We start from the raw sequence: 24381 nt of genomic DNA, 5'->3' as shown, positions 1-24381 counted from the left end.
GCCCGGATGGGGGCGGGTTGGCGCGGTCCCGTCGTCCGGCCGGACGGGGCACCGGACCGGGGTCGCGGGGCCGTTCCGGACAGCGGCGGGCGGAACCGTCGGCTCATGTTCCGCCGCCCCGCCCCCGGGCGCCATGGCGTACGACACAATCGGGTCCCCGAACCCCCGCGCCGGGCCCGTCACCAGGTCTCCCGAACCCCAAGTGCCCCTGAAGCAACGCTCGTTGAACCCAGTAACACTCGGATTCCGCTTGACGCAATCCCTGGCGGGGAGTTTGCTGTGCGTGATCGGCCGATGGCAGCCCGAGAAACAGGAAGTCCAGCGGTGCCCCCACTCCCGTCCCTGCTCGGCACATGCCGGGCCCCCGCTCAACCGTCCGGCGACACCGCTCCCGACGACCCCCGCGGCTCCGACGACCCCCGCGGCTCCGACGACCCCCGCGGTTTCGACGCCGCCCTCGGCGACGCCGAACTGCAAGCCGCCCGCGCCGCCCTGGCCCGCGGCAGATGGCAGCCCGTCCGCTCCCTGCTGGCACACACCGGCGACGAATGGGACCGCCGGGGCCACCGGATCACCGTGCTCGCCCAGGAGCCGTACACCGAGGCGCGCGTCCGCGAGTGGCTCCTCGCCGAACCCGGCTCCGCCGACGCCACCGCCCTGCTCGCCCTCACCCAGGTCCACCGCGCCCTCACCGGCCGCGAGGAACCCGACCGCGCCCGCGCCGCCTGCCACGCCGCCGCCACGCTCGCCCCCGCCGACCCCACGCCCTGGCTCGGTCTCCTCCTGCTCGCCCGCGCCCTCGGACCCGAGCCCGAGCTGTGGCGCGCCTTCGCGGAACTGCGGCTGCGCCACCCCGAGCACCACCACGGCCACCATCTGATCGTCGCCGCCCTGGCCGAACGCCCCGCCGCCGCCCGCCCCGAGTCCCACGAGGCGTACGACCTCGCCGAGCACGCCGCCGCCCAGGCACCGGCCGACTCCCCGCTCGCCGTCCTGCCGGTCGTCGCCCACACCGAGCGCCACCGCCACCTTGCCGCGACCGGGCTCGCCCCCGCCGACCCGGCAGCCGCCGGGCACTGGGGCGGACGACGTGCCCGCCGTGCCCTGCGCGCCGCCTTCGACTGGTGGCTGGAGTGGGAGCACGACGACCACCCCCGCCGCCACCTCGACCTCAACCACCTGGCGTTCGCCATGTCCGCCGCCGGACGCCCCGCCGAGGCCGCCGCCCTCTTCCACCGCATCGGCCCGCACGCCACCCGCGAACCCTGGTGCCACCTGGGCGGCGACCCCCGTACGGCCTTCCACGAGGCCCGCGCCCGCGCGCTCGGATTACCGAACTCTGACATCCGCCCGGATCCACTGGCCCCACCCGCCCCGACGGTGTTCGAATGACGGCGTGAAGCCCGAAGAACCTCCGGAGGACGGCGCGGACCTCCCCGAAACCGAAGCCGGTGCCGACGCCGAAGCCGCTTCCGCTGCCGACACCGCTTCCCCTGCCGAAGCGGACGCCGCTGCCGAAGCGGACGCCACTGCTGCCGCCGAAGCCGCTGCCGCTGCCGAAGCCCGCGGCAAACCGATCGGCCGCCGAATCTTCCTCGGCACCGTCGCCCTCGGCGCCCTCGGCGTGGTCACCGCCCCCGCCCTCCAGCGCGGCTTCGAAGCGCTCTCCGGCCAGGACCCCACCGGACTGAGCGGCCTGCTGCCCAACGGCGGCGGCTTCCGCTACTACTCCGTCACCGCGTCCGTCCCCCGCAAGGGACCCGCCGACTACCGGCTCACCGTCGGCGGCATGGTCGACCGCCTGCACACCTACACCCTGGACGACCTGCGCGCCCTGCCGCAGACCCGGCTCGTCAAGGACGTCCAGTGCGTCACCGGCTGGCGCGTCCCGGGCACCCCCTTCCAGGGCGTACGCCTGGCGGACCTGCTGGACGCGGCGGGCGTCCAGTCCTCCGCGCGGGCCATCCGCTTCACCTGCTTCGACGGCGCCTACACCGAGAGCCTCACCCTCGACCAGGCTCGGCGCGCCGACGTCCTGGTCGCCCTGCGGATGCAGGACAAGGACATCGGCCACGACCACGGCGGGCCCGTCCGCCTCTACGTCGCCCCGATGTACTTCTACAAGTCCGCCAAATGGCTGTCCGGCATCACGGTCACCGACCGCGTCCGCCCGGGCTACTGGGAGAACCGCGGCTACGACGTCGACGCCTGGGTCGGCCGCTCGAACGGACGGACCGATGACCCCACCAACTGACACCGCCGCCCCGACCGGGACCCGCGTCCGCCGCTTCACCCCCGCCGAACGCTGGACCCACCGCGTGACCGCGCTCCTGATGGGCGTCTGCGTGGCGACCGCCGCCTGCCTCTACATCCCGCAACTCGCCGTCCTGGTCGGCCGCCGCGACCTGATCGTCCGCATCCACGAATGCGCGGGGCTCGCCCTCCCCGTCCCCGTCCTCCTCGGCCTGACCTCCCGGGCACTCCGCGCCGACCTCGGCCACCTGAACCGCTTCGGCCCCCACGACCGCGCCTGGCTCCAGGCCGTACTGCGCCGCACCCCCCACCGCCCCGCCGCCAAGTTCAACGCGGGCCAGAAGATCTACACCGCCTGGATCGCCGGAGCCACCCTCGTCATGCTCGGCACCGGCCTGATGATGTGGTTCACCCACCTCACCCCCCTGATGTGGCGCACCTCCGCCACCTTCGTCCACGACTGGCTCGCCCTCACGATCGGCATCGTCCTCGCCGGCCACACAGGAATGGCCCTGGCAGACCCAGAAGCCCGCCAGGGCCTACGCACCGGCACGGTGAGCCGCGCGTGGGCGGAACGGGAACATCCGCTGTGGCGCCCTTAGCGGTCTCGCCTCACCGGCAGGCGCTCGACTTCTCCACCGCCTCGGTGTAGCTGACGATCAGCTTCTTCATGGCGGCGGGGTCGCGGTGCTTGGAGCCGAAGGCTTGGACTCCTGTGTAGAGGACACGATCGACGCGGTGCTTGCTGTGGTCGCAGTCGGTGATCTTTCCGTAGGCCAGGTACCCGGAGTAGATGAAGCGCCTGTCCTTGGTCTGGTGATCGAGCGCGTCGGGCGTCAAGCCCATGGTGTACTGCCGCATCGACATGTCCTCCCACCACTCCTGGGAGGTACGGACGATCTTCTTGCCGTCAACCGTCAGCGCGCACCAGGTCACATTGGCCGACTTCTTGGTGATCCGCGATGACACCTTCTTGCCGGGAGGGAGGAACGCGTACAGCTCCTTGGACTCCACCGGCGTGCCACACAGGGAACGGGGAGCGGCGTACTCGCGCTTCGGGGCATCGCCGGAGCAGCCGGAGAGGGCGACAAGAACGGCACACAAAGTGCCGGCCAGACCCGCGCGGCGAAGGCGGCGGTGAGACAGGGACGCGTTCATGGTGATGCCACTTCTCGCAGTCGGAACGGGGTCAGGAAGAGGTGGTGATGCTGCCGGGCGCCTGCCCGTTCAGCAGGGGTCCGGAGTTGAGAAATCCCTGTCGGGCGCCATCCCGGGCCCACCTTGCGATGTCGTCGGAGTTGGACAGGTGGTGCCTGTCCGCCGCCGCGTGCGCACCCGCAGCCACGTACTCGTTGTTCCTCGTCATGGCCGCCTCCCAGCGTTCGCCTCTCGTGTTGGCGATCTCGTCGAGGGACGACCCCTCCGCATCCTTGAACACCCGCTCCAGCACCACGCTCGTGGCAGTCCCCGCCACGCCACCCGCCGCCGCGCCCACCCAGGGCGTCGCGACGAACGAGGTGCCGACGCCGACGACCGTGCCGACGCCGCCGGAGATCCAGTTCTTCCGCTGGGAGATGCTGTACTCGAAAGCCTTGTCCTTCTCACCCGCCGGATTGGCGAGTTCCTCCTGGCGGCCGAGGCCGAGGACGCCCGAGACCTCGCCGGAGCGCTCGGAGATGTAGCGGACGGTGGTCTCCTGGTCCTGGGAGAAACGCTGGTCCGCCGGAAGGTCCGGGTCGAGGTGGTACGCCATGAGCTTGGACATGTACGCCTCCTGGCCCACCTCCACCGCCGCGTAGCCCGACGGGTTCTGGCCGACGGCGAAGAGGAACTTGTTCACGTCGCGGTGGTCCACCCGGGCGTCCGTACCGGCGATCGGGTAGAGCTTCTCGATCTTGTCCCAGTCCTCGGAGTCCCGGCTCACGTCGGCTGCGGCGCGGTTGATGTCGGGGAGGTATTCCGACGCGATCTGCCCCATGCTGTCGGACATGTAGTCGTGCCCGGTGAGCCGCTCCGGCTCGTCGCCCACCGAGGACACGATGGCGTTGAAGAGCTTGGCCTGGGCCGCGCTGTGCGCCGGAGTGTCGAGCGTCGGCATCTCCCCGGCCGGATGGCCCGTCGTCGCCGCTTCCAGAGCCGACGCGAGGTTGTTCCGTCCGTCGTTGCTCATGTCGCCGCTGAAGTCGTTCTTGATGCTCTCCGGCCAGTGCCGGTCCTCGAAGAGGTACGTGAAGTTGGAGACGGCGTGCTTGTGGTCGCCGCCCTTCGGGAGGAAGTCGTCGTTGAAGAACTCCGTCGCGGCTTCAGGGCTGTTGGAGAGCCCCTTGAGGTAGCCGCTCAGCGGATCCCAGCCCGTGTCTCCGTTCATGCGGTTGAGGAAGGGGCTGAATCCCGTCGGCCGCCAGGAGGTGTGCTCGCCGCCGTCCGTGAACTTCCGCTCGGTGGCCATGAGTTTCTTGCCGTACTCGGTCATGAACGCGTCGTCGTAATCGCCCGCGCGCATCAGGTTGCTCATGACCTGGACACCGAGGACGTCGGGACGGTGGCCCACCGGCTGGTCGCCGAGCTGGATGACGCCGCTCTTCCACCGGGCCATCGCCGGGCTGTCGCTCTGGCTCGCCTCGGCCAGTGTCAGGCTCAAGTTCTTCTGCAGTGAACCGAGTTGCTTGAGGCGCTCGCGCGTGAGATCCGGCGTCACCTGAGGGTCGGCGACCCCGGCCCAGAACTCCAGGGTCTTCTTCGGACCGAGGTCGGAGGCGAACCGCTCCGCGAAGAGGGGATCGGAGTGGTACTTCTTCAGCCCGGCGTTGAGACGGTCGAACTCCGCGACCGTGAGGTCCTGCGGATCCTGCTTCGCCAACTCGGCCAGCTCGTCGGCTTCCTTCACGGCTGCCGCCGCGGCGTCCCTGTCCTTGTACGCGGCATCCGTGAACCCCAGCGCCGCCCGGTCCGCGATCGCCTTGAGCACCGTCCGGGCCGAGTTGTCGCTCTCCGTGGCCTTGCGCAGAATCCCCTGCACCTCGTCCCGCAGAGCCGTGACGTCGGACTCGTCGTGCTCGGGGACGGTGGTGCCCTGCGCGGCCCGGTCGGGATGGATGTTCATGCTGACCGTGAAGCTTCCGTGGCCCGTGTCCATCACGGTCAGGTTCTTCTTCAGACCGCGCTCGATGGCCGCGTCGAGGTCCTCGCGGTACTGCTTCAGCTCGCCGACCGTGTCGCCGAGGATGCTGTGAATCGTCTTCGCCTGGGTGTGGGCGTCCGCGAACTCACCGGCGGTCTTGCCGATGAACTCCTTGGTGACCTGCGCGTTGATACCTGCCCAGTCGGCCTGGTTCGCGGCGCGGTGCAGACCCTGTTCGGCCTGCTTGCGCAGATCCTCCAGGTTGCGGACCAGCAGGCCCCAGTCCGTGACAGCCTCGGTGACCGAGGCGAAGTTGGCGAAGCGCAGGGTGTCGAGATCCACGGGTACGGCTCTTTCGCAGAAGGGGGAACGGTGGGGGACAAGGGCTGCGGCGCCCTCAGCCGCCGGGCTTCTCGCCCTTCTCCTGCCTGCCGTACTCGTTCTTCCCGCCCGGGGCGCCGACCCGTTCGTCGAAACCCGCGTCCAGGGCGGCGATGCCGCTCATCTGCCGCTGGATGTACGACTCGTCGCCGGCGTGGATCTTCTTCGTCGTCTGCATGTGGTTCGAGATCTGGGCACAGGCGTCCATGAGGGACTTCAACTGCTCCTCCCAGCGGTTCGACACGTGCTGGAGCCCGCCGCCCAGGGCGAAGCCCTGCGACGAGAGGTCGTTCGCCGCCGAATCGCTGCTGGGAACGCTCACCCGGGCCTTGTCCCACAGTTGGTTGTACAGCTCGTGAGCGCTCTTGCCGAGCTTGACCAAGTCCTCGTGGCCGACCCGGAGATCACCGGTCCGGCTCGGCACCACGTACGGTCCGTAGGTTCCGCCGCCGTCAGGCGCGCTGTTCAGCCGCGTGTGCGCCGACTGATGCTCAGCCTTCAGCTCTTCCCACTCGTCCCATGCCATGGTCGGCTTTTCCCCCGGTACCTCAGGCCCCCGGCACTTCAGTCCCCCGTTGGACCGGTGCTGCGGCTTCGCTGGTGTGACGCCGTACAAATTAGCAACCTTGGCCAAGCCAAAAGTAAGTCATGTACATGAGGCAAGAATCGTCTCCGGCCAATCCGGCACAATGACCCCCATGCCCCGACGCGCCCCCCGCCCCGCCCCCGTCACCCCCACCACACCCTGCCCCTGCGGGCTGCCCAAGGCGTACGGGGAGTGCTGTGGGCGGTTCCATGCCGGGGCTGCCGTCGCGCCGAGTGCCGAGGCGCTCATGCGGTCGCGGTACTGCGCGTTCGTCGTCGGGGATGTGGCGTATCTACTGAAGAGCTGGCACCCGCGTACCCGCCCGGCGCAGCTCGAACTCGACCCCGACATGCGGTGGACCGGGCTTGAGATCCTCGACCGCGCCGACGGGTCGGCGTTCCACGACCGGGGGACCGTGACGTTCCGGGCGTCCTACCGGGGCGGGGAACTGTGCGAGCGGAGCCGGTTCGAGCGGGTCGGCGGGGAATGGGTGTACGTCGACGGGGAGTTCCTCGACTGACGAGGGGTCACAAAGAACACCCCCCGCTCAACTCCCCTACGGCACCAGGATGTCCAGCTCCTGGAGCGCCCCCACCGTGATCTCGCGGGTGAGTTCCTCCGCGCGGGCGCTGTCGCGGGCGCGTACCGCTTCGGCGACGCGGACGTGAAGGGTGACGGCGGCCGGATCGGGGTCCTCGAACATGACCTCGTGGTGGGTGCGGCCCGCCAAGACCTCGGCGACGACGTCGCCGAGGCGGGCGAACATCTCGTTGCCGGAGGCGGTGAGGATGATGCGGTGGAAGGCGATGTCGTGGATCAGGTACTGGTCCAGCCGGTGGCCGCGTGAGTTGGAGACCATGCCGAGCGCGCACTCGGTGAGTTCGGCGCACTGTTCGGCGGTGGCCAGGCGCGCGGTCAGGCCCGCCGCGACCGGCTCGATCGCGGAGCGCAGCACGGTCAGGGAGCGGAGCTGGTACGGCCGGTCGGCGCCGGCCAGCCGCCAGCGGATGACCTGCGGGTCGTAGACGTTCCACTCGGCCTTGGGGCGCACCGTCACGCCCACCCGGCGGCGGGATTCGACCAGGTGCATGGACTCCAGGACGCGGACCGCCTCGCGCATCACGGAGCGGGAGACCTCGAAGTGCTGGGCCAGCTCGTCCGTGCGCAGCACACTGCCCGGCGGGTACTCGCCCGCGGTGATGGCAGGGCCGAGGGTGTCCAGTACGCGGCCGTGCAGCCCCCGGCCCGGTGTGCTCATGCACTCAGCGTACGGCCTGGATCACAGAGACAAAAAGTCAGACTTATATGTCACAGACTCTTGAATTTGTCGTACCTAATAGGTTTCAGTGTGGCGACGCCGGAGTTCGGCGTCGGATGTCGAAGAAGACAGCGAGGCAGTCATGCGCACCCCCCAGGTCGTCGTCGTGATGGGCGTCGCCGGGACGGGCAAGACCACGATCGGTCCGTTGCTCGCCGCCCGGCTGGGCGTTCCGTACGCCGAAGGCGACGACTTCCACCCGCAGGCCAACATCGACAAGATGTCGGCCGGGATCCCGCTCGAGGACGCCGACCGGTGGCCGTGGCTGGACGCCATCGGCACCTGGGCGCACAGCCGGGCGGGGCTCGGCGGGGTGGTGAGCAGCTCGGCGCTGAAGCGGTCGTACCGCGACCGGCTCCGCGCCGAGGCGCCCGGGATCGTCTTCGTCCACCTCACCGGCAGCCGCGAGCTGATCGAGGGACGGATGTCCCAGCGGCAGGGGCACTTCATGCCGACCGCGCTGCTGGACTCCCAGTTCGCCACGCTCCAGCCCCTTGAGGCGGACGAGGCAGGAGTCGCCGTGGATGTCGGCGGCGGCCCCGAAGAGATCACCGAGCGTGCTGTCCAGGCCCTGGAAGCGCTTCCCGTCGCATCCCAGTAGTGCCCCAGCGGGGCGCAGTAGTGCCCTCGTAGCACCCCGTAGCACCTTCACCCACGTCCCCCGTACCTGCAAGGGAACCCCGTGACCAGACTCAGCGTCGAGATGCTGGCAGCGGACAGCGTCCAGCCGATCACCTCGGCCGGCCACGCCCAGTTGGGCATAGCCGTCCTGGCGGGCATCGCCGTCATCGTTTTCCTCATCACCAAGTTCAAGCTCCACGCCTTCCTGGCCCTGACCATCGGTTCGCTGGTCCTGGGCGCGGTGGCCGGTGCGCCGCTCGACAAGGCGATCGTGAGTTTCACGACCGGTCTCGGCGGCACGGTCGCCGGTGTCGGCGTGCTGATCGCGCTGGGCGCGATCCTCGGCAAGCTGCTCGCCGACTCCGGCGGCGCCGACCAGATCGTCGACACGATCCTCGCCAAGGCGGGCGGCCGTGCGATGCCGTGGGCCATGGTGCTCATCGCGTCCGTGATCGGTCTGCCGCTCTTCTTCGAGGTCGGCATCGTCCTGCTGATCCCCGTCGTGCTCATGGTCGCCAAGCGCGGCAACTACTCCCTGATGCGCATCGGCATCCCGGCGCTGGCCGGTCTGTCCGTGATGCACGGTCTGATCCCGCCGCACCCCGGCCCGCTGGTCGCGATCGACGCGGTCAAGGCCAACCTGGGTGTCACCCTGGCGCTCGGTCTCGTCGTCGCCATCCCGTCGGTGATCATCGCCGGTCCGCTGTTCTCGAAGGTCGCCGCCCGCTGGGTGGACGTCCAGGCGCCCGAGCGGATGATCCCGGAGCGCGCCTCCGAGAGCCTCGAGAAGCGTCCGGGCTTCGGCGCGACCCTCGTCACGATGCTGCTGCCGGTCGTGCTGATGCTGGCCAAGGCGCTGGTGGACATCGTCATCGACGACCCGGCGAACATGACCCAGCGGGTCTTCGACGTGGTCGGCTCCCCGCTGATCGCGCTGCTCGCCGCGGTGATCGTCGGCTTCTTCACGCTGGGCCGGGCCGCGGGCTTCACCAAGGGCCGGATGCAGCAGACCGTCGAGAAGGGCCTGATGCCGATCGCCGGCATCCTGCTGATCGTCGGCGCGGGCGGTGGCTTCAAGCAGACGCTGATCGACTGCGGTGTGGGCCAGATGATCCTGGACATCTCCAAGGACTGGTCGATCCCGGCGCTGCTGCTCGCCTGGCTGATCGCGGTGGCGATCCGTCTCGCGACCGGCTCCGCCACGGTGGCCACGGTCTCGGCGGCCGGTCTGGTCGCGCCGCTCGCGGCCGACATGTCCACCACGCACACCGCCCTGCTGGTCCTGGCCATCGGCGCCGGTTCGCTCTTCTTCAGCCATGTCAACGACGCCGGCTTCTGGCTGGTGAAGGAGTACTTCGGCCTGAGCGTCGGCCAGACGGTCAAGACCTGGTCGGTGATGGAGACGATCATCTCGGTGGTCGCGGGCGCCCTGGTGCTGCTGCTCTCCTTGGTGATCTAGGGACGGTCATACGACGATGACGGCTCACCCTCTCTTCGACATAGGCGGCCGTACGGCACTGGTCACCGGGTCCAGCCGGGGCATCGGCCTCGCGCTGGCCCGGGGGCTGGCGGAGGCGGGCTGCACCGTGGTCCTCAACGGCCGCGACGCGGACCGCCTCGCGCGAGCCGCCGCGGAGCTGCCCGGCGACCGGGTGCACGCGGCGGTGTTCGACGTGACCGACGGTCCCTCCGTGGCCGCGGGCATCGCGGACGTCGAGGAGCGGGTGGGCCCGCTCGACATCGTGGTCAACAACGCGGGTGTCCAACTGCGCGCGCCGCTCACGGAGTTCACCGACTCCGACTGGCGGCACGTGCTGGACACCAACCTCACGAGCGCGTTCCTGGTCGGCCGCGAGGCCGCCCGGCGCATGACCGAGCGCGGCCACGGCAAGATCGTCAACATCTGCTCGCTCCAGAGCGAGGTCGTCCGCCCCGGCATCGCCCCGTACGCGGCGGCCAAGGGCGCCCTGAAGATGCTCACCAAGGGCATGTGCGCCGACTGGGGCCCCTCCGGCATCCAGGTCAACGGCCTCGGCCCCGGCTACATCGAGACCGACCTGACCCGACCCCTGGTCGAGAACCCCGAGTTCAGCGCGTGGGTCCGCGGGCGGACTCCGGCGGGGCGGTGGGGCCGTACGGAGGACCTGGTGGGCGGGCTGCTGTTCCTGGCGTCGCCTGCGGCGGACTTCGTGAACGGGCAGGTGCTGTATGTGGACGGCGGGATGACGAGCGTGCTGTGACCGGCTGCGGGGCTCCCGCTCGAGCAGCCTCCAGCCTCCCGCCCCCTCAGCCCAGTGATCCCAGCGCGGCCGCTATCAGAGAGCGTGCCGCGCTTCCTCGTACGGTCCCCTGCGAAAGCCGCTCGAAGGCGCGGGTGTACAGCTCGACCTGGCTGGGCTGGGTGAGGGTGGACGCGGCGTCCAGTGTGTCCGCGTGCACTCTGGTGTCGTCGAAGATCGTGAAGGTCGGCATGGGCCACACGGTCCGCTGCTCGGAGAACGGGACGATGCCCACGGCGACGTTCTGCAGATCCATGACCGCGAGCAGGTGTCCGAGCTGCGCCGCCATGGTCTCCGTGCCACACAGCCGGTACCGCAGCACTGATTCCTCCAGGACGAACGAGAACCGCCGGCTGCCGTTGTTCAACACCTCGTTGCGCCTCATGCGGGCCGTCACCGCGCCCTGATGTCCGCGTCGGAGGGCGGCGTTCTGGCGTTCTCGATCCGGGACGACTTCGACTCCGACCAACCGCATCTGGCCGCCAGCTCCCGTCCGGTGGTCCCTGCGTCCTTCCGGATCTCACGGAGATGGCCGGCGAGGCGTTCCCGCGCTTTCTGGAGGCTGGACGAGGGGTGCGGGGGCATGGAGCCGACTTCCGTCAGATCGTCTACTGGTGGTGCGGGATCGCTCGCTCCGTGGTCTCATCCACGAACACGCCCCTGGCACTGGAGAAGTGGTGTGCGAAGCAGCGCGCTGTCGAACAGTGGCCCGTCGTCTCGGAGGCCACCTGTCCTCCTCGCTCGCCGTGACGTTGGCTTGTGTGACGCAGCGCTTCCAGCGGTGTACTCCGGTACGGGCTCGGATCGGCTGGTCGTACGAATGTCACCAGGACTCGCGGTCCACACTTGCAACAGTGGGGCGGTGTCAAGGTCGATCCCAACGAACTTTACGGCCGTGGCTCGCTCCTTGGCCAAGCAAAGGACACGCCGCAGAGTTGAGAGCCTCCGCTTGTCATTCTTTCCCTGTGTTTCCTGCCGTTTCGGACCGCTGTTGGCCATGCGTTGGTCGCCATGCCAACCCGGCCTCGCAGAGATCGTTTATGCCGGGTCGGGAATAGTCCGGAGTCGGCATGGACGAGGGACGATGCCCTGCATACCGTCGTCGGACGGTGGCCCCGACCGGGGCCGACGACGGAGGGGACGCCATGGCGCGCAGCGAACTGACCCGGCTTACCGGCAGGCTCGACGGGCCCAACTGCGACGACGACGATTGCCCGAACGTCTACCGCGCGATGAGCGGCGCCATCGTGGTCCAGGGGAACCTGTCGGACGCCTTCCAGCCGCCGGAGGGTGAGGCCCTGGTGGAGATCCCGGAGTCGGTCCTGAGGGAGGCTGTCCGTGTTCTTGGATGGTGACGAGTGGCGGCAGACGTTCGACACGTACCAGCATTCCGCGTGGCGGTTCGAGGCGCAGCCCACGTACACCATGCCGAAGGAGGCTGAAAACGTCGCCCGCTTCCTTCGGGGAGAGCTGAAGCCTGCGGACCACAATGCGCGGTGGCACGAGCGCGTCCGTGGCTATCTGGCATCGGGGCGCACCATCGGGCGCGTACGAATCGTGCGGAAGCCGCTGACCGACTACCAGCGGTATCAGTTCGCCTGGGGGATCCCCGGCAACGTCCAGGCCGGGGAAGACATCCGTGTCCTGGACGTCACCCAGGACGACTACGGGCTCCCACTGTCGGGAACCGACTGGTGGATGTTCGATGAGTCACGAGTCGTGCACCTGAACTTCCGGCCGGACGGTACGCAGATCAACCGAGAACTGTTCACGGGCGACGTGACTCCGTACCTGGAGTGGCAGCGCATCGCCCTGGCCCATGCCGTGCCGTTCTCCGAGTACGTGAAAGACACCGTGTGACATTCGAGCCCGAGCAGCTTGGCCAGTCGAGAACCGACCTGGCGGAAAAGCTCCGCGAGCTACGGAAGCGAGCCGGCCTCACAGGGGACCGGCTCGCTCGGCGCTGCAACATGTCTCAAAGCCAGATCAGTAAGTTCGAGACGGGCAAGAAGACCCCGAAGCTCGTGGATGTCGAGCGCATCTTGCGGGCGGTCGATGCTCCCCCTGAGATGGTCGCAGAGATTACCGCTCTCGCGCGGGTCGCCAATACCGAGTGGCAGGACAAGCGTTCTTCCTGGCGCCGTGGGATGGAGAAGCGACAAGCGGAGCTTGCGGCCCTGGAGTCAGACGCCACAGAACTCAGGTACTTCCTGCCGTCGATGGTTACCGGGCTGCTGGCCACGCCCGAGTACATTCGTGCCAGCCTGAGCCATACCCCAGGTGACTCGTCTCGGACCGTGGCGCGCAAGCTGGAACGGCAGGCTGTCCTGTACAACACGGCGAAGCGGTTCACTTTCCTGATCACGGAACAGGCGGCACGTTGGGCCGTCGTTCCCGCTCCCGCGATGTCCGTGCAGATTGACCGGCTGGCTTCGCTGTCGCATCTGCCCAATGTGAGGATCGGGGTTGTTCCTCTGGGCACGCCCACGGGCCGTGGCCCGATGAACACGTTCACGGTCTATGACAATCGGCTGGCGACGGTAGAGAACTTCACCGGCAGAATGGTGTTCCGAGATGCGCGCGACATCTCTGAATACCTTGCCGTGTTCACCCAGTTCGAACAGCACGCCCGCTTTGGGGACGACGCCAGATCCTTGCTCCGGCATTGGGCGGACGACTGTCGCAACTGATCTTTAGTCCGCAACGGGAATAACCCTCGGTGGTATCGGTCAACCGGCAGATCATGGGTGAACCACGAAGCCGGGGAGGACTGATGGCGAATACGGAGACGCCCAAGGAATACGGGCTGACGGAACTTCCCCCGGAACCCAAGCCCGTTCCGAGTTGCAAGATCTGCTTGGGTTTCAGCGTACGGCGCGGGAACGCGCGCTCAAGAGGCGACTACAGCGGTGTCTCCGACGCGAACGTCGAGATGCGCCGGCACCAGCGGGGCGCGCACCCGGAGGATCGGTTGTGAGCGTGTCGACCGGCAGGCGGGTGGCGAACAACGCCGGGCGAGTGGGCATCCTTCGTGCCGTGATCCCGGGCTGGGAGGACCCGGCCAAGCACCCGGCGAGCGCCGCAAGGTTCCGACAGCCTTTGTGCTGCCCGGGGAGTGGCCGCTTAGGTTCCCGGCCCTTGGTGAGGCCCTGTCATCCGTACTGTCGCCGACACGGGCGGCTGGGGGCACGACAACGGCACGGGGACCGTTTCCCCGTTCGGTGTGTCGAAAGGATGGCACGGTGACCGGAGTTCCGGAGTTCGAGTTCCGCACGTCGAGTGCGTGTAAGTACGACAACAACAACAAACTGTGCGTTGAGGTCGCGACCAACGTTCCCGGCAAGGTGGCCGTCCGCAACTCCGGGACCGGCCGCACCGTCGAGTTCACGGCCGCCGAGTGGGCCGCGTTCCTTCCCGGTGCCAAACTGGGGGAGTTCGACGTCACGGCGTAGGGAGTCATCATGCAGGAGTGCCCCCGGTGTGGTGGCGGCGCGGTTGGTGATCCGGAGCATTCCGGGGTGATGCGCTGCATGTCGTGCTGGGAGGCGTGGACGCTGCCTGCTGAGCAACGCTGTCCCGGTGTGGGCCGGGGCAGCTTCGCCCCCGCGCTGCGGGTGCTGGAAGAGTGTCGGGATCTGCGACGCTGACTGAACCAAGGTAAGCGTTGAGTGGGACGACCGGTCTTCATTCTCCGTTCCACGATCACAGGGGGCCAGGCGCCTTTCCCAAGCGTGACCACGCGCGCCGAGCCGTGGTTCAGCCGTTGTCCCTGGTCCGACAGGCGTGTTGGCCGCGCCACAGCACAAAAAACAGAAAGACCCCAGATCGACTGGGGTCTCTCGCTGGTGTCCGAGGGGGGACTTGAACCCCCACGCCCGATAAAGGGCACTAGCACCTCAAGCTAGCGCGTCTGCCATTCCGCCACCCGGACAAGGTGTCTGTCGTGCGGGGTTTCCCTCGCGGCGACAGAGGAAACATTACCAGGCTTTCGGGGGTGTCCGATCACCCCCCGGGTCGCCCGCCGGTCGCCCCCGGGTCGTGGGGGCCGTTCCCGTGAACGGTGTGTTGCCGAGGGGGCCCGGTCTTGGACGCGGGCGGGGGCGGGGAGAGGATGAAGGGGGAGCCGGCGGACACCTCGGCGGAACCCCACCAGCACATCCACCAGCAGTGACAGCGGGAGGAAGCAGCGTGAGCGAGACGGACACGGCCAGGGGCGTCACCGGTGAGGACGAGGTCGTGGACCTCTGCCGCGAGCTGATCCGGTTCGACACCAGCAACTACGGCGACCACTCGGGCCCCGGCGAACGCGCCGCCGCCGAGTACGTCGCGGAGAAGCTCGCGGAGGTCGGGCTCCAGCCGGAGATCTTCGAGTCGCACCCGGGGCGCGCCTCCACCGTCGCGCGGATCGCGGGCGAGGACCCGTCCCGGCCCGCGCTGCTGATCCACGGCCACCTGGACGTCGTACCGGCCAACGCCGCCGACTGGACCCACGACCCCTTCTCCGGCGAGGTCGCCGACGGGTGCGTGTGGGGGCGCGGGGCGGTCGACATGAAGGACATGGACGCCATGACGCTCGCCGTCGTGCGCGACCGGCTGCGCAGCGGGCGGCGTCCCCCGCGCGACATCGTCGTCGCCTTCCTGGCCGACGAGGAGGCGGGCGGCACGTACGGCGCCCGCTACCTCGTGGACAACCACCCCGAGCTGTTCGAGGGCGTCACCGAGGCGATCAGCGAGGTCGGTGGATTCTCGTTCACCGTCAGCGAGCAGCGTCGGCTCTACCTCATCCAGACCGCCGAGAAGGGCATGCACTGGATGAAGCTCACCGTGGCCGGCACCGCCGGGCACGGCTCGATGATCCACCGGGACAACGCCATCACCGAGCTGTCCGAGGCGGTCGCCCGGGTCGGCCGCCACAAGTTCCCGGTACGGGTCACCAAGACCACCCGCGCCTTCCTGGACGAACTCGGCGACGCGCTCGGCACCGAGCTGGACCCCGAGGACATGGAGGCGACGCTCGCCAAGCTCGGCGGCATCGCCAAGCTCATCGGCGCCACCCTCAGCAACACCGCCAACCCCACCCAGTTGAACGCGGGCTACAAGGTCAACGTCATCCCCGGCGAGGCGACCGCCCACATCGACGGCCGCTTCCTGCCCGGTCACGAGGAGGAGTTCCTCTCCGACCTCGACCGGCTGCTCGGCCCGCACGTGCGCCGCGAGGACGTGCACGCCGACAAGGCGGTCGAGACCACCTTCGACGGCGCCCTCGTCGAGGCGATGCAGTCCGCGCTGCTCGCCGAGGACCCCGCCGCCAAGGCGATCCCGTACATGCTCTCCGGCGGCACCGACGCCAAGTCCTTCGACGACCTCGGCATCCGCGGCTTCGGCTTCGCGCCGCTCAAGCTGCCCCCGGAGCTGGACTTCGCGGGCATGTTCCACGGCGTGGACGAGCGGGTGCCGGTGGACGGTCTTCAGTTCGGTGTGCGCGTGCTCGACCGGTTCATCGACGCCTCGTGACCCTTGCGGGGGCCATTAATCAGGCAGGCGTACGAGATCTACTGAGAAGGGTGAATGCGACCATAAGCTCGTAGCTCCATTACTCCCTCCTCGTTACACGTGATGCGACTCCGCACCTGGGAGCCGCAGTGCCAACTAGGAGGAATGATGATCAAGAAGGTCGTCGCTGCCGCGGCTGCCACCGGTGGACTGGTTCTCGCCGGCGCGGGTATGGCCGCCGCCGACTCGGGTGCCCAGGGTGCCGCCGTGGGTTCGCCGGGTGTGCTGTCCGGCAATGTCATCCAGGTGCCGGTGCACGTTCCCGTGAACGTCTGCGGCAACACGGTCAACGTGATCGGGCTCCTGAACCCCGCCTTCGGCAACACCTGCGTCAACGACTGACGCGGGCTCCCCGAGGGGCGTCTTTTACGAGCCGTCGGCCCCGTGGTGCGCGCCATGCGCTACGGGGCCGACCGGCCTTTTCCGTAGTCGAGGGCAGGGAATTTCAGGGGGGAACAGAGTTATGCGACAGGGCACCCGTAAAGGACTGCTCACCATGGCCGCCGCCACCGGTGTGATCGCCGCCGCGAGCGGCTACGCGCACGCCGACGCGGGCGCGGGCGGCTCCGCCGCCGGATCACCCGGCGTACTGTCCGGCAACAGCGTGCAGGTCCCGGTGCACATCCCGGTGAACGCCTGCGGCAACACCGTCAACGTGGTCGGACTGCTCAACCCGGCCGCGGGCAACGCCTGCGGCAACTCCGGCGGTGGCGGCAACGGCAGCGCCGGGGGCGCGCACGCCGGCGCACACACCGGCAAGTCGCCCGGCGTGGGCTCGGGCAACACCGTCCAGGTACCGGTCGACGTCCCGGTCAACCTGTGCGGCAACACCGTCAACGTCATCGGTCTCGGCAACGCCGCGGGGGGCAACGACTGCGGCAACGGCGGGAGCGGCCACCAGAACCCTCCGGGTGGGGGCCAGGAGAACCCGCCGGGAAACCCGGGACACCCTGGTCACCCCGGCCACCCTGGGCATCCGGGCAACCCCGGTACGCCCGGTCACCCGGGGAACCCCGGTACGCCGGGACACCCGGGTCATCCGGGCCACCCCGGAAACCCGGACGAGCCGTGCCCTCCGGGACACCACCACCCCGGTCACCCGGGTCACCCCGGTCACCCGGGTAACCCTGGGACTCCTGGCCACCCGGGACACCCTGGTCATCCGGGACACCCCGGCCACCCGGGTAACCCCGGCACCCCTGGAAACCCGGGCACTCCGGGAACCCCCGGTACGCCGAGCAATCCGGGCACCCCGGGCACGCCCGGCACCCCCGGTACGCCGAGCAACCCGGGCACCCCCACCACCCCCGGAACGCCGAGCACCCCCACCACCCCCGCCAAGCCCACCACCCCGAGCCACCACGGCTCCTCCCAGGTGAGCACCGGCGGCGGCTCGGTCCAGTCCCCGGCCGGAGGCCAGCAGCTCGCGCACACCGGTGCCGACGTACCCCTCGGCCTCGCCCTCCCGTCGGGCGCGGTGGCCCTGCTCGCAGGCGCGGTCCTGTACCGCAAGGCTCGCCGAGCCGCGTAGCGGAACCGAAAGACCGGGCCGAAGCAGCGCAGCGCCACCGCAAGGCCCGCCGAGCCGCGTAACCGCGCCGGGAAAAACGGAGCGGGCCCCACCGCAGTAGGGGCCCGCTCCGTTCAGTCGTCCTGCTTCACCACGTGGCCCGCACCTGGCGGATGATCCGCCGGCGCAACCGCACCCTGCGGCTGCCGTCACGCAGCAGGCTCAGTCGGTCCAGCTCCCAGTGTCCGTACTCGGCATGGTCCGTCAGCAGACGCGTGGCGTCCTTGCGGGAGACCCCGCGAGGTACGTACACGTCGACAAATTCGTATTCCGGCATCGCATCTATTGTGCGGGCACGCGCCCGGTACGGATAGCGTCTGCACTATGTCTGATGCTGCGCAGCCCACCGCTGCCGAGGTACGCGCCGCCGCCGAGGCCGTCAAGACCGCGCTCGACCGCCACCTGGCGGCTGTCGAACGCCGGTCGGGTGAGGACGACCCGGCCGTCTACGAGGCGTTCAACAACCTGGCAGCGGCCGCAGAGGTGTACGACGAGCTGCTCTACGACCGCTACGACGAGGTCACCCCGTTCGAGATCCCCGGCGGGGACGACTCCCTGCCCCCGTACGCGGGCCCCGAGGAGCCCCACGCGATCAGCGTGCTGATCCGTCGTGACTACGCGGTGTCCGAGCCCCAGCGGCTCCTGGCGCAGGCCGAGCGCGTCGAGGCGGCGGAGTACGAGAGCGCCGGACTGGACGACGACGCCGCGGCCACGGTGCCCGGCGCGCTGACCATCCTGTTCGGGGAGTTCGAGCCCGACGAGATCGCCACCCGGCACAAGGAGTTCGGGCTGACCGAGGGCGATTCCACCCTGTGGGTGACCGCGGCGGAGGAGGCGGCAGAGCCGGGCGAGTGGCTGGAGGCACCCTTCGAGCAGCTCGACCCGCAGCACGTGGTCTGCCGGTTCGACGTGAGCGCGGTCTTCGACCAGGACGAGGACGCCGAGTCCGACGACGAGCTGGACGACGACATCGTGGAACTGGACGGCGACGACGACCTGGAGCCCCTGGACGCCGACCGCTGAGCCTTGAACGGTGGCGGTGCGGACCCCGGTCCGCACCGCCACCGTTCACATGAGAATCCCGCTCAGCCCGCCACCGGCACCTGCGCGCCGAGCAGCGCCCGCAGCCGGGTCGTACGCGGCTTCGCCGGGACCTCCGCCACCGCCTGGGGCAGCGCCTGCTCCACCCCGTGCACCACGGAAAGGTGCCGCTCGGCACGCCCGAACGCCGTGTACACCCACGGCCTGCTGAGCGCCTGCGCGGCGTCGCCCGGCAGCACCACCACGGCGGCGGGCCAGCGGGCGCCCACCGCCTGGTGCGCCGTCACCGCCCAGCCGTGCCGCACCCGGCTCTCCACCAGCTCCTTCGGTACGACCACGGGACCGCCCGCGCACTCCAGGCGCAGCCCCTCGGCGTCCGCCCCTACGACCCGGCCCGGCACCGCACGGCCCGGGGCGGGGGAGTGGACGACCACGTCGCCGGGGTCGAAGCCGCCGAAGCGGCCCGGCCCGGGATTCAGCCGTTCCTTGAGCGCGGCGTTGAGCGTGCGCGTACCGGCCGCGCCGCCGTGACCCGGGGTGATCACCACCGTCTGCTCGGGCCGCACGCCGAACGCGCGGGGGACCGAGTCCGCGACCAACTGCACGGTGCGGTGCACGGCCTCGCCCGCGTCGCGCACCGGGACGATGACGATCTCCTTGCCCGGCGCCTCGACCTGGCCCAGCTCGCCCACGCCGATCCCGGACACCAGCTCACCGAGCGGACCCGGGTCGGGGACGCGGGAGGCGAGCTGCGGGCAGGCGCGGGAGGCGAGGAGGTCGGCGAAGACCCGGCCGGGTCCGGCCGACCACAGCACCGCCGGGTCGCCGCTCAGCAGCAGCCGCGCCCCGTCGGGCAGCGACTCCGCGAGCATCGCGGCGCTCTCCACGTCGAGCTGGGGCGCGTCCAGCACGATCAGCAGATCGAGGTCGAGGGCGCCCTCCTGGTCGCGGCCGGGACCCTCGGTGCCGGAGAGGACACCGGCGACGGTGCCGACGTACGAGGCGGCGTCGGACAGCAGCGCGGCGAACCGCCGGGCGCCGTCGGGCGTGTGGCAGACGGCGAAGGCGCGCAGCCCCGCCGCACGGGCGGCGTCCAGCAGCGCGGCGGGTTCGGCGCGGGCCGCCTCGCCGCCGGTGTGCAGGACCAGACCGTGCCCGGCGACCGCGCGGACCAGCTCGGACGCGCCGGAGGACACCGCCTTCTCCCACGCGGGCGGGGTCTCCTCCGACGGCGCGTTGATCAGCCGGCCCAGCGCGTCGGCCAGGCTCTCCTCCGCGAGCGCGTACCGCTCCAGACCCGCCAGCACGCGGACCGGGCGCTCCTCCTCGCCCTCGGACTCCTCGTCGGCAGCAGGGGTGACCGCAGGCGCGGCGGCGGGACGGGCAGGCGCGCCGGGTTCCTCCAGGGCGTCCTGGAAGGCCAGCGCGTCCCCCTCCGCGAGCGCCGCCTGCACCGCCGCCTCCGCGTCCGGGACACCGCGCTGGGCGAGGGCCGCCGTCAACGCCGGGAGTTCCAGGGCGGTGTGCCCGGCGAGCGCGGCCTGCTCAAGCAGCCACACGGTGAGCGCGCGGCCGCGCCGCTCGTCGTCGGGACCGCAGTCGGCGCCGAGCAGGGCGCGCGCGAAGCCGTCTGCCTGCTCGGGGCGCACGCCGGTGATCCGCAGCAACTGCCAGGGGTCCTCGTGGAGTACGGCGTCGGCACCCTCGCCGAGCACCGAGGTCGCCTGGGCGGCCAGGACCGGCGGCGCACCGCCCTCGGTGAGGACACGGCGCACGGCGTCGACCGCCTCGGCGGGCGGTGCGACGGGCGCGCTGGGTACGGGCGCGGGCCGGGGCGGGGTCACCGGCGCGGGGGCGGGGCGGCGCGGGGCCGGGGCGGGCTCGGTGAACGCGGGGCGCGCGGGCTTCTCGCCGCTCTCCACCGCGCGGACCGCCGCGAGCAGATCGGCGGCCGTGCCGCTCAGCTTGGCGCCGCTCGCGACGGGCCCCGTCTTCTCGGCCTTGCGCCGCTCGATCCGCTCCCGCTCAAGGCGCTGCGCGGCCAGCTCGGCCGCGGCCTCGGACAACTTGGGCGCGTCGTCACCCTCAGGAGTGCTCTCGGCGTCACCCGAGGCGATGCCCTCACCCTCAGGAGTGGACCCCGCGTCAGCCGGGTCGCCGCCCCCGTCACCCTCACGAGCACCCTCGACCCCACCCGGGACGGCACCCATGTCCTCACCCGAAACGGCGCCCGTCTCCGCACCCGGGACCGCACCCTCGGCGCTCTCCGGGACACCCGGGCTCTCCGGGACGCCCTCCGCCCCGGTCTCCTCCGTGGTCTCCGGCTCCGTGCTCACAGCGTGCTCCAGTCGTGATCGGGATAGCGGTGCACGGGCGCCGACACGTCGTCGAGAGCCCGGCAGATCTCGTCAGGAAGATTAAGCGCCTCCACTGACAACGCCGCCGCGAGCTGCCGCGCGGTGCGCGCCCCGACGACCGGCGCGGCCACGCCTGGCCGGTCGCGGACCCAGGCCAGGGCCACCTGGAGCGGGGTGACCGCGAGCCCGTCGGCTGCCGTCGTCACCGCGTCCACGATGCGGCTCGCGGTGTCGTCCAGATACGGCTCCACGAACGGCGCCATGTGGTCGGAGGCGCCGCGCGAGTCCGGGGGAGTGCCGCCCCGGTACTTGCCCGTCAGCACGCCCCGGCCGAGCGGGGAGGAGGGCAGCAGCCCGATCCCGAGGTCCAGCGCGGCGGGCAGCACCTCGCGCTCGACGCCCCGCTGGAGCAGCGAGTACTCGAGCTGCGTACCGGCGAGCCGGGTCCGCGTGCCCGGAGCCGCGAGCTGCCAGGTGGCCGCCTTGGCGAGCTGCCAGCCGCAGAAGTTGGACACGCCCGCGTACCGCGCCCGGCCGCTGCTCACGGCCAGGTCGAGCGCCTGGAGCGTCTCCTCCAGCGGGGTGTCCGGGTCGTAGCAGTGGATGTGCCACAGGTCGACGTACTCGGTGCCCAGGCGGGTCAGGGAGGCGTCGAGGGCGGCGAGCAGATGGCCGCGCGAGCCGTCGGCGCGGCGGTCGGGGTCGGGCACGCTGCCCGCCTTGGTGGAGATCACCAGGTCCTCGCGGGGGACGAGACCGTCGGTGAGCCGGCCGAGCAGATACTCGGCGGCGCCGTCGCCGTACACGTCCGCCGTGTCGACCAGGGTGCCGCCCGCTTCCCAGAACGCCTTCAGCATGTCCGCGGCGTCGTGCTCCTCGGTGTCCCGGCCCCAGGTGAGGGTGCCGAGCCCGATCCGGGACACGCGCAGGCCGGTACGGCCGAGATGCCTCTGCTCCATGTGCGCGAGATTACTGGCCAGAGGTGGTGCCGTGGGTTGCCTGTGGACAACCGGATCGGGTTGCCTGTGGACAACCGGATCGGGCTGCCTGTGGACAACGGGATCCGGCCGTGGCCCGCCGAACACGCCGGGCGGGGTGGGCCACGCGGGAAAGGGTCGCTAAGGTCGGCCGCAGGTACGTTACTTGCGAGTAAGGGGATCGGTCATGCAGCTCGGGATCAACCTCGGCTACTGGGGCGCCGGGATGGACGGGGACAACCTCGCCGTGGCGCAGGAGGCGGACCGGCTCGGCTACAGCGTCTGCTGGGCCGCCGAGGCGTACGGCTCCGACGCCGCCACGGTGCTGAGCTGGGTCGCCGCGCAGACGGAGCGGATCGACGTGGGCTCGGCGATCTTCCAGATCCCGGCGCGCCAGCCCGCCATGACCGCGATGACCGCGGCGACGCTCGACTCCCTCTCCGGCGGCCGCTTCCGCCTCGGTCTCGGCGTCTCCGGACCGCAGGTCTCCGAGGGCTGGTACGGCGTCAAGTTCGACAAGCCGCTCGCCCGCACCCGCGAGTACGTGGAGATCGTCCGCAAGGCGATGACCCGCGACCGTCTGTCGTACGAGGGCGAGCACTGGACGCTGCCGCTGCCCGGCGGCCCCGGCAAGCCGCTCAAGCTGACCGTGCACCCGGAGCGCGAGCACATCCCGCTGTACATCGCCGCCATCGGTCCGAAGAACCTGGAGCAGACCGGCGAGATCGCCGACGGCGCCCTGCTGATCTTCCCGGCCGCCGAGCACCTGGAAGAGACCGCCATCTCCTCGCTGCGCGCGGGCCGCGAGAAGGCGGGCAAGACCATGGAGGGCTTCGACGTCTGTCCGACCGTGCCGGTCGCGGTCGGCGCCGACGTGGACGTGACCCGCCTCGCCGACACCTTCCGCCCCTACACCGCGCTCTACGTGGGCGGCATGGGCAGCCGCAAGCAGAACTTCTACAACCGGCTCGCCCAGCGCATGGGGTACGAGAAGGAGGCCGCCGAGATCCAGGACAAGTACCTTTCCGGCGACAAGCAGGGCGCCGCGGCCGCGATCCCGCACGACCTCATCGACAAGACCACCCTGCTCGGCTCCGTGGACCGCATCGCCGACCGTATGAAGGCGTACGCGGCCGCCGGGGTCACCACCCTCACGCTCGCCCCCGCGGGCTTCACCCTGGAGGAGCGGATCGCCTCCCTGCGCGGCGGCGCCGAAGCCCTGGAGCGCGCCGGGCTCGCGTAAGCGCGGGACTCGCGCAAGCGCCGGTCACGCACAAGCGCCGGTCACGCACAAGGCGGGGCGGCGGAAGTTTTCGCGGCCGTGGTGGGGGCTCGGGGGTCTTCCCCGCCACGGCCGTCACGCGGAACAACGCGCCGGTCCCCGCCCCGGTTACGCCCTCGCTCTTCCCTCTTTCGGCCCAGTGCGCGCACACCGCGGTTGCGGGTCCTCTTTATCCGCATTTGACTTTTTCACTGCGGAGACCTGCAGAGAGGTGCCCACGATGCTTTCGGCCAAGAGCCTGTTCCAGGAGATCCTCGACAACGACGCGTCCTTCCGGCTCTTCTGCTCCATCGCCGCAAGCGGGGAGGCGCAGGGCGGCTGGGAGAACGGCCGCATCGCCGCCCTCGTCCCGCAGAGCGAACGCGCCCTCGCCCCCAAGATCGCCCGCCATGGTGCCGACGAGGACAAGCACGGGCGGATCTTCCACGCCCTGCTGCGCAAACGCGGCCTCGCACCCGTGCCCGTCCCGCCCGACACCGACTACACGATGCTCCTGGAACGGCACGGCATCGGGCTCACCCACGACAAGCTCACGGCCGACCGGCCGCTCACCGTGGCCGACATCGTCACCTACCTCGCCCACAGCCGCGTCACCGAACAGCGCGCCTCCGAGCAGATGCGGCTGCTGCGCAGACACTTCGCCGACCACCCGGACATCGGGCGCGCCGTCCGCATGATTTCCAACGACGAGGACAACCACCTCGCCTACTGCCACGAGGAACTCCTGCGCCTCGCCCACGCCGGACACGGCCGCGCCATCCAGCGCGTCCTGCGCGAGTGCGCGCTCGCCGAGATCCGGATCTACCGGGACGTCAGCCTCGCCGTCATGACCCACATGGGCCGCGTCCTGCGCTGGTCCCGCCTCCGCAACGCGCTGCTCGCCGCCGGTATCCACGCCCTCTACGCTTGGGAGCGGGCCGTCGGCTGGCGCCGCATGGTCACCCTGGAGATGCCGGAACGGCGCGACGCGCTCGGCGGTCCCGCCCCGAAGGCGGCCGAGTTCGCCTGAGCCCGGAAAGCCCCCGCAGCCGTCCCGGAAGGC

24 protein-coding genes, 1 tRNA gene and 1 pseudogene are annotated in these 24381 nt (G+C 70.4%); 17 read left to right on the top strand and 9 right to left on the bottom strand.

Annotated elements, in window-relative coordinates; translation table 11 throughout:
* Positions 1–324 precede the first annotated feature (324 nt).
* The 3 genes from IF655_RS18670 (at position 325) to IF655_RS18660 (ending at position 2855) form a co-directional block, all read left to right on the top strand.
* Positions 325–1392 (top strand): hypothetical protein, encoded by a 1068-nt coding sequence (locus tag IF655_RS18670; RefSeq protein ID WP_199585980.1) that lies wholly within the window; start codon positions 325–327, stop codon positions 1390–1392.
* Positions 1393–1576: 184 nt separating this feature from the next.
* Entirely contained in the window at positions 1577–2254 is a 678-nt protein-coding gene (locus tag IF655_RS18665) for a molybdopterin-dependent oxidoreductase (RefSeq protein ID WP_199586122.1), read from the top strand.
* On the top strand, positions 2238–2855 hold the full coding sequence (locus tag IF655_RS18660; protein ID WP_199585978.1) for a cytochrome b/b6 domain-containing protein: 618 nt from the start codon (positions 2238–2240) through the stop codon (positions 2853–2855). Before IF655_RS18665 ends, IF655_RS18660 begins: the two co-directional genes overlap by 17 nt.
* 10 nt (positions 2856–2865) lie before the next feature.
* Here the strand turns inward: IF655_RS18660 and IF655_RS18655 are convergent, their stop codons facing one another.
* The 3 genes from IF655_RS18655 to IF655_RS18645 are packed head-to-tail and all read right to left on the bottom strand — an operon-like array spanning position 2866 to position 6281.
* Entirely contained in the window at positions 2866–3411 is a 546-nt protein-coding gene (locus IF655_RS18655; RefSeq protein WP_242488802.1) for a hypothetical protein, read from the bottom strand.
* 31 nt (positions 3412–3442) lie between these two features.
* Complete coding sequence (locus IF655_RS18650; RefSeq protein WP_199585976.1) at positions 3443–5716, bottom strand: hypothetical protein; 2274 nt, start codon at positions 5714–5716, stop codon at positions 3443–3445.
* 55 nt (positions 5717–5771) lie between these two features.
* Positions 5772–6281, bottom strand: a complete 510-nt coding sequence (locus IF655_RS18645) for a hypothetical protein (protein ID WP_199585975.1) — start codon at positions 6279–6281, stop codon at positions 5772–5774.
* Positions 6282–6453: 172 nt separating this feature from the next.
* On the opposite strand from IF655_RS18645, the gene IF655_RS18640 reads away from it, so the two are divergent.
* Positions 6454–6861 carry a YchJ family protein gene (locus tag IF655_RS18640; RefSeq protein WP_199585972.1) on the top strand — a complete coding sequence of 136 codons (408 nt, stop codon included), beginning with the start codon at positions 6454–6456 and terminating at the stop codon, positions 6859–6861.
* Positions 6862–6897: 36 nt separating this feature from the next.
* On the opposite strand, the gene IF655_RS18635 is transcribed toward IF655_RS18640, so the two are convergent.
* Entirely contained in the window at positions 6898–7599 is a 702-nt protein-coding gene (locus IF655_RS18635; protein WP_199585970.1) for a FadR/GntR family transcriptional regulator, read from the bottom strand.
* 142 nt (positions 7600–7741) lie between these two features.
* On the opposite strand from IF655_RS18635, the gene IF655_RS18630 reads away from it, so the two are divergent.
* From IF655_RS18630 to IF655_RS18620, 3 genes are all read left to right on the top strand, one after another.
* The gene (locus tag IF655_RS18630) at positions 7742–8260 is read left to right on the top strand and encodes a gluconokinase (RefSeq protein ID WP_199585969.1); all 519 of its coding nucleotides are present in this window, start codon (positions 7742–7744) and stop codon (positions 8258–8260) included.
* An 81-nt stretch (positions 8261–8341) separates the two neighbouring features.
* Positions 8342–9739 carry a GntP family permease gene (locus IF655_RS18625; RefSeq protein WP_199585967.1) on the top strand — a complete coding sequence of 466 codons (1398 nt, stop codon included), beginning with the start codon at positions 8342–8344 and terminating at the stop codon, positions 9737–9739.
* A gap of 16 nt (positions 9740–9755) precedes the next feature.
* Positions 9756–10520 (top strand): SDR family oxidoreductase, encoded by a 765-nt coding sequence (locus IF655_RS18620; protein ID WP_199585965.1) that lies wholly within the window; start codon positions 9756–9758, stop codon positions 10518–10520.
* Positions 10521–10566: 46 nt separating this feature from the next.
* On the opposite strand, the pseudogene IF655_RS18615 reads toward IF655_RS18620, so the two are convergent.
* Positions 10567–11144 (bottom strand): annotated as a pseudogene (locus IF655_RS18615) (helix-turn-helix domain-containing protein).
* A 560-nt stretch (positions 11145–11704) separates the two neighbouring features.
* Here IF655_RS18615 and IF655_RS18610 point away from each other — a divergent pair.
* The 4 genes from IF655_RS18610 (at position 11705) to IF655_RS31205 (ending at position 14011) form a co-directional block, all read left to right on the top strand.
* Entirely contained in the window at positions 11705–11914 is a 210-nt protein-coding gene (locus tag IF655_RS18610) for a hypothetical protein (protein WP_199585964.1), read from the top strand.
* Complete coding sequence (locus IF655_RS18605; RefSeq protein WP_199585962.1) at positions 11898–12419, top strand: DUF6879 family protein; 522 nt, start codon at positions 11898–11900, stop codon at positions 12417–12419. Before IF655_RS18610 ends, IF655_RS18605 begins: the two co-directional genes overlap by 17 nt.
* Positions 12416–13249, top strand: a complete 834-nt coding sequence (locus IF655_RS18600; RefSeq protein WP_199585960.1) for a helix-turn-helix transcriptional regulator — start codon at positions 12416–12418, stop codon at positions 13247–13249. Before IF655_RS18605 ends, IF655_RS18600 begins: the two co-directional genes overlap by 4 nt.
* A 552-nt stretch (positions 13250–13801) precedes the next feature.
* Positions 13802–14011, top strand: coding sequence for a DUF397 domain-containing protein (locus tag IF655_RS31205; RefSeq protein WP_199585958.1), 210 nt, complete (start codon positions 13802–13804; stop codon positions 14009–14011).
* 391 nt (positions 14012–14402) lie between these two features.
* Here IF655_RS31205 and IF655_RS18590 read toward each other — a convergent pair.
* Positions 14403–14490 (bottom strand) — tRNA-Leu (locus IF655_RS18590).
* 257 nt (positions 14491–14747) lie between these two features.
* Between IF655_RS18590 and IF655_RS18585 the strand changes: the two genes are divergently transcribed.
* The 3 genes from IF655_RS18585 (at position 14748) to IF655_RS18575 (ending at position 17643) form a co-directional block, all read left to right on the top strand.
* On the top strand, positions 14748–16073 hold the full coding sequence (locus IF655_RS18585; RefSeq protein ID WP_199585956.1) for a M20/M25/M40 family metallo-hydrolase: 1326 nt from the start codon (positions 14748–14750) through the stop codon (positions 16071–16073).
* Between the two features lie 147 nt (positions 16074–16220).
* Complete coding sequence (gene chpH / locus IF655_RS18580; protein WP_018549193.1) at positions 16221–16454, top strand: chaplin ChpH; 234 nt, start codon at positions 16221–16223, stop codon at positions 16452–16454.
* A gap of 121 nt (positions 16455–16575) precedes the next feature.
* Entirely contained in the window at positions 16576–17643 is a 1068-nt protein-coding gene (locus tag IF655_RS18575) for a chaplin (RefSeq protein WP_199585955.1), read from the top strand.
* Between the two features lie 127 nt (positions 17644–17770).
* On the opposite strand, the gene IF655_RS18570 is transcribed toward IF655_RS18575, so the two are convergent.
* Positions 17771–17959, bottom strand: a complete 189-nt coding sequence (locus IF655_RS18570) for a DUF5703 family protein (protein ID WP_005485166.1) — start codon at positions 17957–17959, stop codon at positions 17771–17773.
* A 47-nt stretch (positions 17960–18006) separates the two neighbouring features.
* Between IF655_RS18570 and IF655_RS18565 the strand changes: the two genes are divergently transcribed.
* A complete protein-coding gene (locus IF655_RS18565) occupies positions 18007–18705 on the top strand; it encodes a hypothetical protein (RefSeq protein ID WP_199585953.1) in 699 nt (232 codons plus the stop codon).
* 62 nt (positions 18706–18767) lie between these two features.
* On the opposite strand, the gene IF655_RS18560 is transcribed toward IF655_RS18565, so the two are convergent.
* Positions 18768–21059 carry a helix-hairpin-helix domain-containing protein gene (locus tag IF655_RS18560; RefSeq protein ID WP_199585951.1) on the bottom strand — a complete coding sequence of 764 codons (2292 nt, stop codon included), beginning with the start codon at positions 21057–21059 and terminating at the stop codon, positions 18768–18770.
* A complete protein-coding gene (locus tag IF655_RS18555; protein WP_199585949.1) occupies positions 21056–22039 on the bottom strand; it encodes an aldo/keto reductase in 984 nt (327 codons plus the stop codon). The genes IF655_RS18560 and IF655_RS18555 overlap by 4 nt, the downstream gene beginning before the upstream one ends.
* A gap of 205 nt (positions 22040–22244) precedes the next feature.
* Here IF655_RS18555 and IF655_RS18550 point away from each other — a divergent pair, with 205 nt between their 5' ends.
* A complete protein-coding gene (locus IF655_RS18550) occupies positions 22245–23300 on the top strand; it encodes an LLM class F420-dependent oxidoreductase (protein WP_199585947.1) in 1056 nt (351 codons plus the stop codon).
* Between the two features lie 259 nt (positions 23301–23559).
* Positions 23560–24348 (top strand): ferritin-like domain-containing protein, encoded by a 789-nt coding sequence (locus IF655_RS18545; protein WP_199585945.1) that lies wholly within the window; start codon positions 23560–23562, stop codon positions 24346–24348.
* Positions 24349–24381 lie beyond the last annotated feature (33 nt).

It is taken from the genome of Streptomyces sp. DSM 110735 (assembly GCF_016482685.1).
In the GTDB taxonomy this organism is placed as follows: Bacteria; Actinomycetota; Actinomycetes; order Streptomycetales; family Streptomycetaceae; genus Streptomyces.
This window is presented reverse-complemented; position numbering and strand designations above follow the sequence as displayed.

What these genes read in the sequence shown, in the direction of transcription:
- IF655_RS18660 (WP_199585978.1), top strand. Translation starts at nt 2,238, where the DNA reads ATGACCCCACCAACTGACACCGCCGCCCCGACCGGGACCCGCGTCCGC.
- IF655_RS18655 (WP_242488802.1), bottom strand. Translation starts at nt 3,411, where the DNA reads ATGAACGCGTCCCTGTCTCACCGCCGCCTTCGCCGCGCGGGTCTGGCC.
- IF655_RS18645 (WP_199585975.1), bottom strand. Translation starts at nt 6,281, where the DNA reads ATGGCATGGGACGAGTGGGAAGAGCTGAAGGCTGAGCATCAGTCGGCG.
- IF655_RS18640 (WP_199585972.1), top strand. Translation starts at nt 6,454, where the DNA reads ATGCCCCGACGCGCCCCCCGCCCCGCCCCCGTCACCCCCACCACACCC.
- IF655_RS18635 (WP_199585970.1), bottom strand. Translation starts at nt 7,599, where the DNA reads ATGAGCACACCGGGCCGGGGGCTGCACGGCCGCGTACTGGACACCCTC.
- IF655_RS18630 (WP_199585969.1), top strand. Translation starts at nt 7,742, where the DNA reads ATGCGCACCCCCCAGGTCGTCGTCGTGATGGGCGTCGCCGGGACGGGC.
- IF655_RS18620 (WP_199585965.1), top strand. Translation starts at nt 9,756, where the DNA reads ATGACGGCTCACCCTCTCTTCGACATAGGCGGCCGTACGGCACTGGTC.
- IF655_RS18610 (WP_199585964.1), top strand. Translation starts at nt 11,705, where the DNA reads ATGGCGCGCAGCGAACTGACCCGGCTTACCGGCAGGCTCGACGGGCCC.
- chpH (WP_018549193.1), top strand. Translation starts at nt 16,221, where the DNA reads ATGATCAAGAAGGTCGTCGCTGCCGCGGCTGCCACCGGTGGACTGGTT.
- IF655_RS18575 (WP_199585955.1), top strand. Translation starts at nt 16,576, where the DNA reads ATGCGACAGGGCACCCGTAAAGGACTGCTCACCATGGCCGCCGCCACC.
- IF655_RS18570 (WP_005485166.1), bottom strand. Translation starts at nt 17,959, where the DNA reads ATGCCGGAATACGAATTTGTCGACGTGTACGTACCTCGCGGGGTCTCC.
- IF655_RS18565 (WP_199585953.1), top strand. Translation starts at nt 18,007, where the DNA reads ATGTCTGATGCTGCGCAGCCCACCGCTGCCGAGGTACGCGCCGCCGCC.
- IF655_RS18555 (WP_199585949.1), bottom strand. Translation starts at nt 22,039, where the DNA reads ATGGAGCAGAGGCATCTCGGCCGTACCGGCCTGCGCGTGTCCCGGATC.
- IF655_RS18550 (WP_199585947.1), top strand. Translation starts at nt 22,245, where the DNA reads ATGCAGCTCGGGATCAACCTCGGCTACTGGGGCGCCGGGATGGACGGG.
- IF655_RS18545 (WP_199585945.1), top strand. Translation starts at nt 23,560, where the DNA reads ATGCTTTCGGCCAAGAGCCTGTTCCAGGAGATCCTCGACAACGACGCG.